The sequence below is a fragment of the Candidatus Tenderia electrophaga genome, assembly GCA_001447805.1.
In the GTDB taxonomy this organism is placed as follows: Bacteria; Pseudomonadota; Gammaproteobacteria; order Tenderiales; family Tenderiaceae; genus Tenderia; species Tenderia electrophaga.
This window is the reverse complement of the sequence record CP013099.1, coordinates 731,692-746,939: the sequence shown is the minus strand read 5'-3', so window position 1 is coordinate 746,939 and position 15,248 is coordinate 731,692. Positions and strand designations below refer to the sequence as shown.

10 protein-coding genes and 1 pseudogene are annotated in these 15,248 nt (G+C 64.2%); 7 read left to right on the top strand and 4 right to left on the bottom strand.

The genetic code is table 11. The features are described 5' to 3' along the window. Positions 1-16: 16 nt before the first annotated feature. On the bottom strand, positions 17-1,714 hold the full coding sequence (locus Tel_03440; protein ALP52272.1) for a copper resistance protein CopA: 1,698 nt from the start codon (positions 1,712-1,714) through the stop codon (positions 17-19). A gap of 278 nt (positions 1,715-1,992) precedes the next feature. Between Tel_03440 and Tel_03435 the strand changes: the two genes are divergently transcribed. From Tel_03435 to Tel_03405, 7 genes are all read left to right on the top strand, one after another. Next, on the top strand, positions 1,993-2,679 hold the full coding sequence (locus tag Tel_03435; protein ALP52271.1) for a two-component system response regulator: 687 nt from the start codon (positions 1,993-1,995) through the stop codon (positions 2,677-2,679). Next, positions 2,680-4,077 (top strand): hypothetical protein, encoded by a 1,398-nt coding sequence (locus Tel_03430; GenBank protein ID ALP52270.1) that lies wholly within the window; start codon positions 2,680-2,682, stop codon positions 4,075-4,077. It abuts the gene before it with no gap. A 73-nt stretch (positions 4,078-4,150) separates the two neighbouring features. Next, positions 4,151-4,546 carry a hypothetical protein gene (locus tag Tel_03425; protein ALP52269.1) on the top strand — a complete coding sequence of 132 codons (396 nt, stop codon included), beginning with the start codon at positions 4,151-4,153 and terminating at the stop codon, positions 4,544-4,546. 222 nt (positions 4,547-4,768) lie between these two features. Then, positions 4,769-6,016, top strand: a complete 1,248-nt coding sequence (locus tag Tel_03420) for a hypothetical protein (protein ALP52268.1) — start codon at positions 4,769-4,771, stop codon at positions 6,014-6,016. Further along, on the top strand, positions 6,013-7,269 hold the full coding sequence (locus tag Tel_03415) for a hypothetical protein (GenBank protein ID ALP52267.1): 1,257 nt from the start codon (positions 6,013-6,015) through the stop codon (positions 7,267-7,269). Before Tel_03420 ends, Tel_03415 begins: the two co-directional genes overlap by 4 nt. Positions 7,270-7,280: 11 nt before the next feature. Next, positions 7,281-10,454 carry a cation transporter gene (locus tag Tel_03410; GenBank protein ALP52266.1) on the top strand — a complete coding sequence of 1,058 codons (3,174 nt, stop codon included), beginning with the start codon at positions 7,281-7,283 and terminating at the stop codon, positions 10,452-10,454. A gap of 11 nt (positions 10,455-10,465) precedes the next feature. Then, on the top strand, positions 10,466-10,921 hold the full coding sequence (locus Tel_03405; GenBank protein ID ALP52265.1) for a hypothetical protein: 456 nt from the start codon (positions 10,466-10,468) through the stop codon (positions 10,919-10,921). Between the two features lie 220 nt (positions 10,922-11,141). Here Tel_03405 and Tel_03400 read toward each other — a convergent pair. The 3 genes and pseudogenes from Tel_03400 to Tel_03390 form a co-directional block, all read right to left on the bottom strand. After that, a pseudogene (locus Tel_03400) lies at positions 11,142-11,567 on the bottom strand (hypothetical protein). A gap of 38 nt (positions 11,568-11,605) precedes the next feature. Continuing rightward, a complete protein-coding gene (locus Tel_03395; protein ID ALP52264.1) occupies positions 11,606-12,085 on the bottom strand; it encodes a hypothetical protein in 480 nt (159 codons plus the stop codon). Beyond that, complete coding sequence (locus Tel_03390; GenBank protein ID ALP52263.1) at positions 12,082-15,246, bottom strand: cation transporter; 3,165 nt, start codon at positions 15,244-15,246, stop codon at positions 12,082-12,084. Before Tel_03390 ends, Tel_03395 begins: the two co-directional genes overlap by 4 nt. Positions 15,247-15,248 lie beyond the last annotated feature (2 nt).

Genomic DNA, 15,248 nt, shown 5'->3' with positions numbered 1-15,248 from the left:
TCCCTCCCGTTCATATTCATACCACCGATACCACGCGGAACATGCCGGCCTTCATGTGGTAGAGCAGATGGCAATGAAAGGCCCAGTCTCCCGGCGCATCGGCGCTGATCTGCGCCGACAGCATCTCGCCCGGCTTGAGGCTGATGGTGTGCTTGCGCGGGCGGTACTCACCGTGCCTGTTCTCCAGCTCCATCCACATGCCGTGCAGGTGGATGGGATGGTCCATCATGGTGTCGTTGACCATGATCAGGCGCAGCCGCTCGCCGTGGCGGAAGACGATCGGGCCGTCCACCTCGGAGAACTTCTTGCCGTCGAAGGACCACATATAGCGTTCCATGTTGCCGGTGAGGTGCAGCTCGATTTCCCGCCCCGGCGCGCGCTGGTCCGGCCACGGCGCCAGGCTGCGCAGGTCGTCGTAGACCAGCACCCTGTGTCCGGCCGTGCTCTCCAGCCCCACGCCCGGATCACTCATGCGGTACTGCGGATTCGTGGCCACCATGGCGGCGCCGGGGCCGTGATTCTCGGGCCCGTGGACCACCTTGCGCCCGGCCAGCACCCAATCCCCCCCGGCCGCATCCATGCGGTGGGCCATGGCGCCCGCGCCCATCTCCATGCCGTCCATCTCATGCCCCATGCCGAGGGACGCCAGCTCGCGCTCCACCGGCTGGGGCCGGGGCGCGGGCAGCGGTCCGCTCATGCCGGCGCGCGGGGCGAGCGTGGCGCGCACGAAGCCGGAGCGGTCCATGGACTCGGCGAAAATGGTATAGGCGCGGTCTTGCTGCGGTTCGACGATGACGTCATAGGTCTCGGCCACGCCGATGCGGAACTCGTCGACGGGCACCGGCTCCACGTTCTGGCCGTCGGCGGCCACCACGGTCATCTTCAACCCCGGGATGCGCACGTCAAAGAAGCTCATGGCCGAGCCGTTGATGACGCGCAGGCGCACCTTCTCGCCCGGACGAAACAATCCGGTCCAATTGGACTCCGAGGGCAGGCCGTTGATGAGATAGGTGTAGGCCGCGCCGGTGACATCGGCGATATCCCGCGAGCTCATGCGCATGCGCCCCCACATGCCGCGTTCGGCCCAGGTCCGGCTCCAGCCCTGCGCGGCGACATCGCGGAAGAAATCCCCCACGGTGCGTTTCTGGTAGTTGTAGTAGCCCTCGCCCTTCTTGAGCCGGGACAGCACCCAGCCCGGATCGTCGAAGGTCCAGTCGGACAGCATGACGACATAGTCGCGCTGGTACTCGAAGGGCTCCGGCTCGGCGGGGTCGAGGATGAGCGGGCCGTAGTGCCCCAGCTGCTCCTGCAAGCCGGAGTGGCTGTGGTACCAGTAGGTGCCGCTCTGTTCGACCGGATAGCGGTACTCGAAGGTCTCGCCCGGCTTGATCCCGGCAAAGGACACGCCGGGCACGCCGTCCATGGTATAAGGCAACAGGATGCCGTGCCAGTGGATCGAGGTGTCCTCGTCCAGGTGGTTGGTCACCCGCAGCACCGCGTCGCGCCCCTGCCGCATGCGGATCAGGGGGCCGGGAATGGAGCCGTTGAGGGTGATGGGCCTGGCGGGCTGCCCGCCGATGCTCATCGGCGTGCGGCGGATGGCCAGCTCGAAAATGTCGCTGTCGCCGTCGACCCGCCTGGCGGCGGTCAGGTTGCCGCCTTTCTGCCAGGCCCAGGCCGGCACCAGGGCGTCCAGCCCGGCCAGCAACCCCATCGCAGCGACACCCTGGATAAAGCGCCGGCGCGGCAGAGTGGACGATTTCCAGGGGTGAGAGTCGTGGTAATCCGCAGTCCTGCGTGTCATCCTTATCCGTCCTCTGGTCATGTACGTGACTGTTAGCGGTTACCATCGTAATCACCGGCGCCTGTCGCCAAGGTGACGTGTGCATTACAATTTTGTAATGTTTTAGTCATCTCACCGGCAGGTGAGGTGCGCTAATTTGGCTGCAGACGGCATACGCTGATTTAACGAGAAGGATCTACCGGCGGGCGATGAAAATACTGATCGTCGAAGACGAACTCAAAACCGGCGAATACCTCAGCCAAGGGCTGAGCGAGGCCGGCTTCATGGTCGACCTGGCCCGCAACGGCCTGGACGGCCATCACCGGGCGATGACGGAAGACCACGACCTGATCATTCTGGATGTGATGCTGCCGGATGTGGACGGCTGGCGGATTCTGACCTCATTGCGCGAGGCGGGCAAGGAGGTGCCGGTGCTGTTTCTGACCGCCCGCGACAGTGTCGATGATCGTGTCAAGGGATTGGAGCTGGGGGCGGATGACTACCTGCTCAAACCCTTTGTCTTCGCCGAACTGCTGGCGCGTGTCCGCACCCTGTTGCGGCGCGGCGCAGGCCATGCGGCGGTCACGCGCCTGGCTGTAGCCGAGCTGGAGCTGGACCTGGCGCGCCGCCGGGTCATGCGCGGCGGCCGGCGCATCCACCTGAGCGCCAAGGAGTTCGCCCTGCTGGAACTGCTGGTGCGGCGCCAGGGCGAGGTGCTGCCCCGCTCCCTGATCGCCTCCCAGGTCTGGGACATGAACTTCGACAGCGACAGCAACGTCATCGATGTGGCGATCCGCCGCCTGCGCGCCAAGATCGACGATGGCTGTGACACCAAGCTGATCCAGACAGTACGCGGCATGGGTTACATGATCGACGCGCCGGACGGCAGTGCCTAGATGAAGCGCCCCTTATCCCTGACGACGCGACTGACCCTGTTGTTCGGCGGCGCCGCCACCGTGGTGTTCCTGATCTTCGGCTGGGTGGTTGAGCGCGCCCTTGAGGCGCATTTCCATGCCGGGGACATGAAGGAACTCGAAGTGGTCGCCCGGGCGGTGGAGCAGTCGCTCGCCGGTCTTGGCTCGGATGACGATCTGCCCCGCATCGAGCAACGCTTGGACGATCTGCTGGTGGGCCACCACGGCGCTGCGCTGCAGATTCGCGACGCGGCGGGCACGCCGCTCTACACCAGCCCGGGCCCCGATTTTTCAGCCATCCCCCTGAGCGCCGGCGAGCCGGGCGCGGTGCGGGAATGGCGCGACGCCCAACACCACTACCGCGTGCTCACCGAGCGCGTCACCGTCAATGGCAACGGCCCGTACAGCATCGTCATCACCGTTGCCATCGACTATCACCTCGACTTCCTGAACGATTTCCACCGCAGCCTCTGGCTGATGATCCTGGGCGGCATCGGCGTTGCAGGCCTGATGGGGTGGGCGGTGGTGCGGCACGGCCATCGGCCGCTGCATCGCATCGTGGCGCAGATCGGCCGGATCAGCGCCGACGAGCTGAACACGCGCCTCAGCCCTGACACCGTGCCCGCCGAGCTTGCCGGGCTGCCGCATGCGTTCAATGAGCTGTTGCGGCGTCTGGAGCAATCCTTCGCCCGGCTAAGCAATTTCTCCGCCGATATCGCCCATGAACTGCGCACCCCCGTCACCAACCTGATGACCCAGACCCAGGTCGCCCTCACCCAGCAACGCAGTGCGGCGCAGTACCGCGAGATACTCTATTCCAATATGGAGGAATACCAACGCCTGGCACAAATGATCGGCGACATGCTGTTTCTGGCCAAGGCCGACAACGGCCTCAGTCCGCCCCACAGCGAAGCGATCGATGTCCACGGCGAGGTGGAAAAGCTGTTCGAGTACGTCGAGGCCTGGGCGGAAGAACGCCGGCTTGCGCTGCAGCTGGAGGGCGACGCGCGGCTACAGGGCGACCGCTTGATGCTGCGCCGCGCCCTCGGCAACCTGCTCGCCAACGCCATCCGCCACAGCCCGCCGGGCACATGGGTAAACGTCGCGCTCAGCCAGAGCGCGGGCGCGGCTCGAATCACGGTCGCGAACCCGGGACCGCCCATCGCGCCGCAGCATCTCGAAAAACTGTTCGATCGCTTCTACCGTGCCGACCCCTCGCGCCAACGCAGCGGCGAGGGCGCGGGACTGGGCCTGGCCATTGTCAAATCGATTGTCCAGGCGCATGGCGGAACCGTGAGCGTGACGTCCGACCCCGAGCGCACCACATTCGTGATCGACCTGCCGCAGCCGTTGCGCCAACGCGCGGGCGCCATCACTTGACATCGAGTGATGATTGCTGGTCAAATCCGACGCTATGCGAAAACTACGTGAACGGATAAAGCGCTTCCCGTCCTTGTGGCTTGTCTGCCTGCTGCCGGCATTGTTCTTCATGCTGGCGCTGCAACCGCATATCCACGTTCACGCCGCCCACCAACAAGGCAGTGACACGCCCGGGCACAGTCACGCAGCCGACCTGCACCAGGCGCATTTCGGCAACGCCCTGGACAGCACCGCCCACGCGCCCGATCAACACCACCCCGACGGCGCCACCTTGACCGTCGACATTTCACCCGACGGCCTGAAAAAGTCCTTCGCCTCGACGCTGCTCGCTTGCGCCCTCGTGGGCCTCGGCCTGCTGTTTCTGCTCGCGCCGGGCCAGGCGCCGGTCTTGCAACGCCGCCGCGACATCCCCCCCTACATCCGCTGGCGCGCGGCCTTGCCGCCGCAACTGCGCGCACCGCCGCGCTGATTCCTGCCCGGTTCCACCACCCCCGTAAGCACTGACGCAGCCCGCGCCAGGCGTTTCATCGTGGCTTTGCCGCAGGCGCCCGAATCGCGCCCCTTGCGGCCTAGTGATCGGCCTCGAACGCCGATCCGCCCGGGGCGGGCTCAGGCCCGCTGCAGACGCAGCTTGAGGTAAGCATTACGCCTGGGAAACAGGCCGACATGAGGTAAAAAAATGCGATTCGCAATGATTCTGGCGCTGGCGTGCATCAGCATACCCGTCGCCCATGCCATGGAAAGCACAGATCCAGGCCCGATCACACTGGATCAAGTGATCGTCAGAGTGCTGGAACACAACCCCCGACTCGGCGTTCACGATTACGAGGCGCAAGCGGCCGCGGCACGCATACGCCAGGCCGCCCAGAGCACGCCGCTGGAACTCCAACTCGATTTGGATAACCTGGCCGGCAGCGGCGACCACAGCGGTGTGAAGCGCATGGAAACCACCCTGAGCCTGGCCAAAGTGCTGGAACCGGAGAGTGCCGTTTCCTCGCGCAGTGATCTGGCCCGGCAGCGCAGCAGGCTGTTGCGCAACGAGCAGGATCGCGAACGCCTGGACCTGTTGGCCGAGGCGACGGAAAATTTCATCCATGTTGTCGTCGACCAACATCGCCTGAAGCTCGCCGAGGATCAGCTGGCACTCGTGCGCCATACCCATGAGATCGTCTCGCAACGGGTTTCGGCCGGGAAAAGCCATATAGCCGAACAGCGGCGCCTGGCGATCGATCTGGCGCGGGCGGAGATCGAACTGGAACACGCCGAGCACGAACTGAGCACTTCGCGCCTGAAGCTGGCAACGCAGTGGGGGGCAACCCGGCCCGACTTTTCCCGCGCCCGGGCCGACCTGTTTGCGCTGCCGGCGGTCGCCCCGTTCGCCCGACTGGAGACCCTGCTGGCCGACAACCCCGACCTGGTGCGCTTTGCCTCGGAAGCGCGCATCGCCCAGGCCCGCGTGCGGCTGGCACAATCGCGCCGCACGGCAAACCTGGCGCTGGCGGGCGGTATCCGTTACCTCAACGCGGCCGACGATGCGGCGTTGGTGTTTTCCCTCAGCATGCCGCTTGGCGCACGCGCACGCGCCCAGGCCGAGATCGATGAAATGCAGCGCCTGTCGGAACAGGAGCCGCTGCGTTATCAACAACGGCGCCTGGCGCTGTACAGCAGCCTGTATGAGATCTACCAGGAGTTGTTGCATGCCCGCGCCGCCTATGAGGCACTGAGCCAACGCATCATTCCCGCCGCGCAGCGCGCCGCGGCGGACTACGAAGAGGGTTACCGGAGCGGCCGCTTCGCGCTGCTGGAGCTGAACCAGATCCAGGCCACCCTGCTCGACGCCCGCCTGGAAGCGGTGATGACCGCGGCCAATTACCACCGCCTGAAAATCGAAATCGAACGCCTGACGGGTGCGGCCCTGCACTCAGGAGAACAACCATGAACAAGAATATTTTTTATGCGCTTTTAATCGCCTTCGCCGGTGTCGCGCTGGCCGTCTGGCTGCTGCTGGACACACCGCGGCATGATGAGGACGGCCATCACGATCATGATGAGGCCGCCGGCCCGGCGATTGAAAAAGGGCCCCACGGCGGGCGCCTGTTGCGCGACGGCGACTTCGCCCTGGAGATCACACTGTTCGAGCAGGGCGTGCCGCCGGAGTTCCACCTCTACGCCTATCAGGCGGGGAAGCCGGTCGACCCGAATGACGTCAGCGCGCGGATCGAGCTCAGCCGCCTTGACGGTCAGGTCGACAGTTTCAGTTTCCAGCCGCGCGACGACTATCTGCGCGGCGACGGCGTGGTCACCGAACCGCATTCCTTCGATGTCGGCGTCACGGCGACATATCAGGGCGAGCGCCATGCCTGGCACTACGAGAATTACGAAGGCCGCGTCCGCATCGCCACGGACATCGCCGCCGCCAGCGGCATCGAAACCGAGCGCGCCGGACCGGCAAGCATTCGCGAAACCCTGCGCCTCACCGGCCGCATCCGCACCGATCCCAATCGTCTTTCACAGGTCCGGGCCCGTTTTCCCGGCGTGGTGCAGCAGGTTCGGCGCGAGCTGGGGGAACGGGTGCGCCACGGCGATGTGCTGGCGCAGATTCAAAGCAATGAAAGCCTGCAAAGCTATCAGCTTACGGCGCCCATCGACGGTGTCATCGTTGAGCGCGACGTGCAGGTCGGCGAAACCACCGCCGCCGCGCCGCTGTTCGTCATCGCCGATCTGTCCAGGGTCTGGGCCGAGCTGGATGTCTTTAACGAAGACATCGGCCGTGTGCGCAGGGGCCAGCCCGTGCGTCTTGAAACCCTTGGCGGCCACGGCGTCGAAGGCAGGATCGACTGGCTCTCGCCGATGGCCGTCCACGCCAGCCAGAGCGTGGCGGCGCGGGTGATCATCGACAATCCCGACATCGACTTCCGCCCCGGCCAATTCGTGCGCGGCCGCGTCACCCTGGCCGAACACGAGGTGCCGCTGGCGGTGCGCAAATCGGCGATCCAGGCCTTCCGTGACTTTCAGGTGGTGTTCGCCCGCATCGACGACACCTACGAGGTGCGCATGCTGGAAGCGGGGCGGCAAGACCGCGACTGGGTGGAAGTGCTCGGCGGACTGAAACCCGGCACGGAATACGTCACCGAAAACAGTTTTCTCATCAAGGCCGACATCGAAAAGTCCGGCGCTTCGCATGACCACTAGGGAGCGCCGCCATGATCGATAAATTAGTCGCCTTTTCCCTCGCCCATCGCTGGCTGGTGCTGATCGCCGTGCTGGCGGTGTCGGCACTGGGTTTGTACAACTTTCAGAAACTGCCCATCGACGCAGTGCCGGACATCACCAATATCCAGGTACAGATCAATACCGCGGCGCCGGGCTATTCGCCGCTGGAGGCGGAGCAGCGCATCACCTTCCCCATCGAGACCGCCATGGCGGGCATCCCCCGGCTGGACTATACTCGCTCGCTTTCGCGCTACGGCCTGTCGCAGGTCACGGTGGTGTTCAAGGACGGCACCGACATCTACCTGGCGCGCCAGCTGATCAACGAGCGCCTGTCGCAGGTGAAGGCGCAGTTGCCCGCCGGCATCGAGCCGGCCATGGGCCCCATCGCCACCGGGCTGGGCGAGATCTTCATGTACACCGTCTCCAGCGAGGAAGGCAGCGGCCTAAGCCCCATGGAATTGCGCACCGTGCAGGACTGGATTGTGCGGCCGCAACTGCGCAACACCCCCGGAGTGGTCGAGGTCAACACCATCGGCGGCTACACCAAACAATTTCACGTGCTGCCCGATCCCGACAAACTGCTGGCCTACGACCTGACCCTGCAGCAGATCATGGCAGCGCTGGCGCGCAACAATCTCAACACCGGGGCCGGTTACATCGAGCGTTTCGGCGCCCAATACCTGATCCGTTCGCCGGGACAGCTGGCCGACCTGGAGGACATCCGCGCCATCACCGTGGCCAAGCGTGACGGCGTACCCATCAAGCTGGGCAGTGTCGCCGAAATCACCCTGGGCAGCGAGCTGCGCACCGGCGCCGCCACCCAGAACGGTGAAGAGGTGGTGCTGGGCACGGTGTTCATGCTGATGGGGGAAAACAGCCGCCTCGTCGCCCGCGCCGCCGCGGAAAAACTGGAGCAGATCAAGCCTTCACTGCCCGACGGCGTGGCGCTGACGCCGCTCTACGATCGGACCGAGCTGGTGGACAAGACCATCGCCACGGTGCAGAAAAATCTGGCCGAGGGCGCCTTGCTGGTGATCGCCGTGCTGTTCCTGCTGCTGGGCAACTGGCGCGCGGCGCTGGTGACGGCGGCAGTGATCCCGGTGGCCATGTTGATGACCATTACCGGCATGGTGCAGTCGCGCGTCTCCGGCAACCTGATGAGCCTGGGGGCCCTGGACTTCGGCCTCATCGTCGACGGCGCGGTGATCATCGTCGAAAACTGTCTGCGGCACCTGGCCCTGCAGCAACGCAACACCGGCGCCCTGCCCGACCTGGCGACACGTCTGCGCCTGGTGCGCCAAGCCACGCTGGAAGTGATCCGGCCCAGTGTCTTCGGCGTGATCATCATCATGATCGTCTACGTGCCGATCTTCGCCCTCAGCGGCGTCGAGGGCAAGATGTTCCACCCCATGGCGCTGACGGTGGTGATGGCGCTGACGGCGGCCTTGATCCTATCGCTCACCGCCGTACCCGCCGCCGTGGCGCTGTTCGTGCGCGGCAGGGTGGAGGAGAAGGAAAACCTGTTCATGCGCGGCGCCCGCCGCGGTTATGCACCGCTGCTGCGCTGGGCGTTGCGGCACCGCCTGCCGGTGGTGACCGCGGCAGTGTTGCTGGTGGCGATCGCCACCATTCAGGTCACCCGCATGGGCGCCGAATTCGTGCCCGAGCTGGACGAGGGCGACATCGCCCTGCACGCCCTGCGCATCCCCGGCACCAGCCTCACCCAGGCGGTGGAGATGCAGCGCCTGCTGGAGGCGCGCCTGAGCGAGTTTGCGGAAGTCTCGCACATCTTCACCAAGATCGGCACCCCGGAGGTGGCCACTGACCCCATGCCACCCAATGTCGCCGACACCTTCGTGATGATGAAACCGCGGCAGCAGTGGCCCGACCCGCGCAAGCCCAAGGCCGCGCTGATCGCTGAGATGGAGGCCGCCGCCAAAACCATCCCCGGCAACAAGTACGAGTTCACCCAGCCCATCCAGATGCGCTTCAACGAACTCATCTCCGGAGTGCGTTCCGACCTGGCCGTGAAGGTCCACGGCGACGACCTGGACACGCTGGTGGAACTGGCCGAGCGCATCGAAACGGTGGTCTCGGCCGTGCCGGGCGCGGCGGACGCGCGCACCGAACAGGTCACCGGCCTGCCCCTGCTGACGGTGACCCCCAAGCGCGAACGCCTGGCCTTTTACGGCCTGGACGTGGCCGACGTGCAGGAGGTGTTGCGCGTCGCCGTCGCCGGCGGGGTGGCCGGGCAGATCTTCGAGGGTGACCGGCGTTTCGACCTGGTGCTGCGCCTGCCGGAATCCTTGCGCGGCGATCTCGACACGCTGCGGCGCCTGCCTGTTGCGCTGCCGCAAAATAGTCAACCGGAGATCACGGGCGACGCGGACGGCCTGGGGTTGATCCGGATGCCGCCCCATACCATCCCGTTACAGGAGGTCGCCGAGATCGAGATCAGCCTCGGCCCCAACCAGATCAGCCGTGAGAACGGCAAGCGCCGCGTGGTGGTCACCGCCAACGTGCGTGACCGGGATCTGGGCAGCTTCGTGGAAGAGGTGCAGACGGCCGTGGCGCGCGAGGTGGCCCTGCCCGCCGGCTACTGGCTCAGTTACGGCGGCACCTTCGAGCAGCTGATCTCGGCCTCGAAACGCTTGACTGTCGTCGTGCCGCTGACCCTGGCCATCATCTTCGGCCTGCTGTTCATGACCTTCAATTCAACCAGGGATGCGGCGCTGGTATTCAGCGGCGTGCCGCTGGCCTTGACCGGCGGCGTGGCGGCCCTGGCGCTGCGCGATCTGCCGCTGTCCATCTCCGCCGCCGTGGGCTTCATCGCCCTGTCCGGCGTGGCGGTGCTCAACGGCGTGGTGATGCTGTCTTTCATCCGCGACCTGGCGGCCAAAGGGATGGCGTTGGAACAGGCCATCATCGAAGGCGCCCTGACGCGCCTGCGGCCGGTGCTGATGACTGCCCTGGTCGCCAGCCTCGGCTTTGTGCCCATGGCCCTCAATGTCGGCACCGGTGCGGAGGTGCAGCGACCGCTGGCGACCGTCGTTATCGGTGGAATTATTTCATCCACCCTGCTGACCTTGCTGGTATTACCGGTGCTCTATCGCCTAGCCTATCGCAGGCAGGCGTCCGGCACGCCCGGGTCACCCACATCCTAAAGGAGTTCATCATGTCGACAAGCATCACCCGTAGCACCTGTCTCCCCGGCCTGCTGATCGCCGCGCTTGCCGTATTCACCGTCACGGCGTGCTCGACCACCGGCAAGGTCAACAAGGAAACCGCCCTCAACATAGAGCGCGTTGATTCCGAAGGGGCACGCATCAGCGCTGCCTACCTCACCCGGATGAACGGCCACTTGTTGTTGAGGGGCGAAGTGACACGCCGTGCCGTCGGGCGCGGCGCCATCCCCGGCCACCTCCATATCACCCTGATCGATCCGCACGGCAAGACACTGAAACAAGCCGACATCGGCTATGTACGCCGCAGCGCGCGATCTTCAAGCGCCACATTCAGCACTCAACTGCCGTTGCCGCTGGCACCCGGCAGTACCGTGCGGATAACGCATTTCTATACCGAAACGCATGAAGTCCCGGCGCACGCCCCCGCCTGGAGAGAGGGTGAATAACGGCGTCTCCGCTTCAGTGGCTGTGATCGTGGCCGTCGTCATGGGGGGCGTCGCCCGCCCCGATCTCCATGCCCGAGAAATCCATATCCGACGTCCCGGCATCCATGGGTACGTCGTCGTGGCCGGCCCCGGGCTCATCATGGCCGTCGTCATGCCCCGGCGCCTGGTGCGCATGATCGTCGCCCGCGCCATGGGCGTGACTGTCGGTCTTGGGCAGGGACATCACCCCCAAACCGTAGCGATACACCAGCTCCCCGCCATGCCAGGCAGTGCTACCTAGCAGGGCCCCGGCGACGCCGAATAATATGATGAAGCCCCAGCCCAGCCGTTGCGCCTTGCGCTCGGCCAGCACCGACCAGATCAGCACGGGAATCAGCACTGCAACCGTGGTCAGCGCCCAGTTGCGGTGCTCGATCATGGCCGCGTGGGAGGGATCGTCGTGCTCCACCGTATTGAAGGCGTACCAGCCGGCGCCAACGGTCGCCAGGGTAATGGCGGCACCGATCCAGAGATTCCACTTGGCCACCAGGCGCAGCGGATCATGGTCGATCACGGTGGCAATCACATACAATCCCAGCGAGATGCTCAACAAGCCCACGGTGAAATGCACAAAGATCGGATGCCAGTTCGGGATAATCTCAAACATCATAGTTTCCTTTCAGAAGTCAGTTTTTTCAAAACGGCTTATTCAACAGAATAATAGACGCCGGATTTGTGTTTTGCGCCGTCCGCCGTCTCAAACAGAATCAGCAGCTGGTGCTCCCCCTGCTCGCCCAGGTCGTAACCGGTCATGTACCAATCCCCCATTTTCATCAGGGGCTTGATATCCGCGCCGCCATCGGGGTAAACCACCTTGGAGTTGATGACCACATCATTCAGCGCCTTATCGCCCTGCTCAACCTTGACCATCAGGTTGTGACTGCCGCCGTGCTCCATACCTGACTTGGCCCGCATCACGTGAAAACTGATCTGATAGCCGTCGACGGCCCGTTGTTTCAGGAACATGTCAGTCTTGTTATGTGCCCCGCCCTTCTCATCATGGCCCGATTGCGTCATACCCTTGTGTTCCTCGTCATGACTGTGGTCATGATCGCCGCTGCCATAGACAGCGCCGGAGAGGGCGAAGGCGCCCGCCAAGGTCGTCACCAGCAACTGCTTTTTCATTGCGCTTCTCCTGTTATTTGAGTTTGTGTTTTGCCGCGCTCCCGCATCAGCAGGACCAGGCCGTAGATCACCGGCAGCACCAGCAGGCTCAGCACCGTCACACTCACCATGCCCCCCACCATGGGTGCGGCGATGCGCTGCATCACTTCGGAACCGGTGCCGCTGCCCCACATGATGGGCAGCAGGCCGGCGGTGATGGCGGTGGCGGTCATGACAATGGGGCGCACCCGTTCGGCCGTGCCGTCGTGTACCGCCTGCATGATCTGCTGCGCAGACAGTGTTTCGTGTTCACGACGCATTTTGGCGACCGCCTGATCGATGAAGGTGAGCACCAATACTCCGATCTCCGCCGCCACCCCGGCCAGGGCGATAAAGCCCACGGCCACGGCGACCGAGAGATTGAAACCAAGCCAATAGACCAGCCAGAAACCGCCGATGAGACCGAACGGAATCGACAGCATCACCACCAGCGGTGCTGCAAGATTGCGGAAGTTGAAGTAGAGCAATAGCAGAATGATCAACAGCGTCAACGGCACCACAATCTTCAACCGCTGGGCGGCGCGTTCCATATATTCGTACTGCCCCGACCAGACCAGGGTGTAGCCGGGGGGAATCTCCACTTGCTCCGCCACCACTTGCTTGGCCCGTTGCACATAACCACCGATGTCGGAACTAGTGATATCCACATAGACCCAGGCATTGGGACGTGAGTTTTCCGACTTGATAGACGGCGCGCCGCGGCGCAGTTTCAACTCCGCCACCAGCGACAAGGGGATCTGCGCCCCAGTGGGCGTGGGCACCAACACCCGCTTGAGCTGATCTAAGTTGTCGCGCATTTCACGCGGATAACGCACATTGACCGGATAGCGCTCCAGTCCTTCCACGGTCTGGGTGACATTCATGCCGCCGATGGCGCTCTGAATAATGTCCTGCACATCGCCGACGGTGAGGCCGTAGCGCGCCGCCTCCGCGCGGTTGATATCGAAGTCCAGGTAGTAGCCGCCGGCGGCCTTGTCGCCGAAGGCGGACAGGGTGTCGGGCAGCTGCTTCAGGGTCTGTTCGATAGCGCCGGCCACCTGTTGCAATACCGCCAGGTCGGGGCCACTGACTTTGATCCCAATCGGCGTCTTGATGCCGGTGGAGAGCATGTCGATGCGGGTCTTGATGGGCATGGTCCAGGCATTGGCCAGGCCGGGGAACTGGATGGCCGCGTCCATCTCGTCCATCAGCTCGCGGGTGCTCTTGCCGGGATCGGGCCATTCCGATTTCGGCTTCAACTTCACTGTGGTCTCCAGCATGGAGAGCGGCGCCGGGTCGGTGGCGCTATCGGCCCGTCCCACCTTGCCGAACACCTGCTCCACCTCGGCGAAGCTGCGCAGAATCTTGTCGGTCTGCTGCAGCAGCTCCTTGGCCTTGGTGATGGAAACACCGGGATAGGTGGTGGGCATATAGAGGATATCCCCCTCGTCCAACGGCGGCATGAACTCACTGCCCAGTTTGCTCAAGGGATAGAGGGTGGCCGCCAGCAGGCCCACGGCCAGCAACAACGTCAACCCGCGCCAGCGGATGGCAACCCGCAACAGCGGCGCATGCAGCCAATGCAAAAAGCGATTAATGGGATTCTTGGCCTCGGGCAAAATCCGGCCGCGAATGAAATACCCCATCAGCACCGGCACCAGGGTGATGGCCAACACCGCCGCGGCGGCCATGGCGTAGGTCTTGGTGAAGGCCAGCGGACTGAACAGACGCCCCTCCTGCGCCTGCAGGGTAAACACCGGCAGGAAGGAGACGGTGATAATCAGCAGCGAGAAGAACAGCGCCGGGCCGACCTCCCGCGCCGCATCACCGACCGCCTGCCAGCGCTCGGAATTGCTCAGTTCACGGCCGATGCGGGTAGCGGCATTTTCCAGATGCTTGTGGGCGTTTTCGATCATGACGATAGCGCCGTCCACCATGGCGCCGATGGCGATGGCGATACCGCCCAGAGACATGATGTTGGCGTTGATGCCCTGCCATTTCATAATCACGAACGCCGCCAGGATACCAATGGGCAACGAGACGATGGCCACCAGCGCCGAGCGCGCGTGCAACAAAAACAGGATGGCGATCAGAGCAACGACAATGCTCTCTTCCATGAGCTTGTGCTTGAGATTGTCCACCGCCCGCTTGATCAAATCGCTGCGGTCATAGACCGGCACGATCTCCACCCCCGCGGGCAGACCGCTTTTGAGGGATTCCAGCTTGGCCTTGACCCGCTCGATAGTGGCCAGGGCGTTCTCACCAAAGCGCATCACCACCACGCCACCGGCCACCTCGCCCTCACCGTTGAGTTCGGCCAGACCGCGGCGCAGCTCCGGCCCCAGGTGAATGTGGGCCACATCCTGCAGCCGAATGGGCACACCGTCGTCGCCCACCGCCACCGGAACGGATTTGAGATCGTCGATGGACTGGATATAGCCCAGGCCGCGCACCATGTACTCGGTCTCGGCCATTTCCACCAGCTTGCCGCCCACGTCGTTGTTGGAGCGCTGGATGGCCCGCGTCACCTTGGACAGGGGGATGTTATAGGCCAGCAGGGCATTGGGATCGACCTCCACCTGATACTGTTTAACGTAGCCGCCTACCGACGCGACCTCGGCCACACCGGCCACGGTCTGCAAGGGATAGCGCAGATACCAATCCTGGATGGAGCGCAGCTGGGCCAGATCGTGCTCGCCGGTTTTATCCACCAGGGCGTATTCATAGACCCAACCCACCCCGGTGGCGTCCGGCCCGAGCGAGGGCGAAACACCGTCGGGCAGACGGCTGTCGGCATAGTTGAGGTACTCCAGCACCCGCGAGCGGGCCCAGTACATATCGGTGCCGTCCTCGAAGATGACATAGACGAAAGAGAAACCGAAAAAGGAGTAGCCGCGCACCGTCTTGGCCCGGGGCACCGCCAGCATGGCCGTAGTGAGGGGATAGGTGACCTGATCCTCCACCACCTGCGGCGCCTGGCCGGGGTACTCGGTGAAGACGATCACCTGCACATCTGAGAGATCGGGAATGGCGTCCAGCGGGGTATTCTTCAGCGCCCAGACACCGGCCGCCACCAACAGCAGGGTGGCGGTGAGGACGAGGAATTTATCGCGCAGGGAGGCGGAGATGATTTTTTCTATCATGA

Bases quoted from the DNA above. Each gene is read 5' to 3' on its own strand.
- Tel_03440 (ALP52272.1), bottom strand. From the start codon at position 1,714: ATGGGGTTGCTGGCCGGGCTGGACGCCCTGGTGCCGGCCTGGGCCTGG.
- Tel_03435 (ALP52271.1), top strand. From the start codon at position 1,993: ATGAAAATACTGATCGTCGAAGACGAACTCAAAACCGGCGAATACCTC.
- Tel_03430 (ALP52270.1), top strand. From the start codon at position 2,680: ATGAAGCGCCCCTTATCCCTGACGACGCGACTGACCCTGTTGTTCGGC.
- Tel_03420 (ALP52268.1), top strand. From the start codon at position 4,769: ATGATTCTGGCGCTGGCGTGCATCAGCATACCCGTCGCCCATGCCATG.
- Tel_03415 (ALP52267.1), top strand. From the start codon at position 6,013: ATGAACAAGAATATTTTTTATGCGCTTTTAATCGCCTTCGCCGGTGTC.
- Tel_03410 (ALP52266.1), top strand. From the start codon at position 7,281: ATGATCGATAAATTAGTCGCCTTTTCCCTCGCCCATCGCTGGCTGGTG.
- Tel_03405 (ALP52265.1), top strand. From the start codon at position 10,466: ATGTCGACAAGCATCACCCGTAGCACCTGTCTCCCCGGCCTGCTGATC.
- Tel_03395 (ALP52264.1), bottom strand. From the start codon at position 12,085: ATGAAAAAGCAGTTGCTGGTGACGACCTTGGCGGGCGCCTTCGCCCTC.
- Tel_03390 (ALP52263.1), bottom strand. From the start codon at position 15,246: ATGATAGAAAAAATCATCTCCGCCTCCCTGCGCGATAAATTCCTCGTC.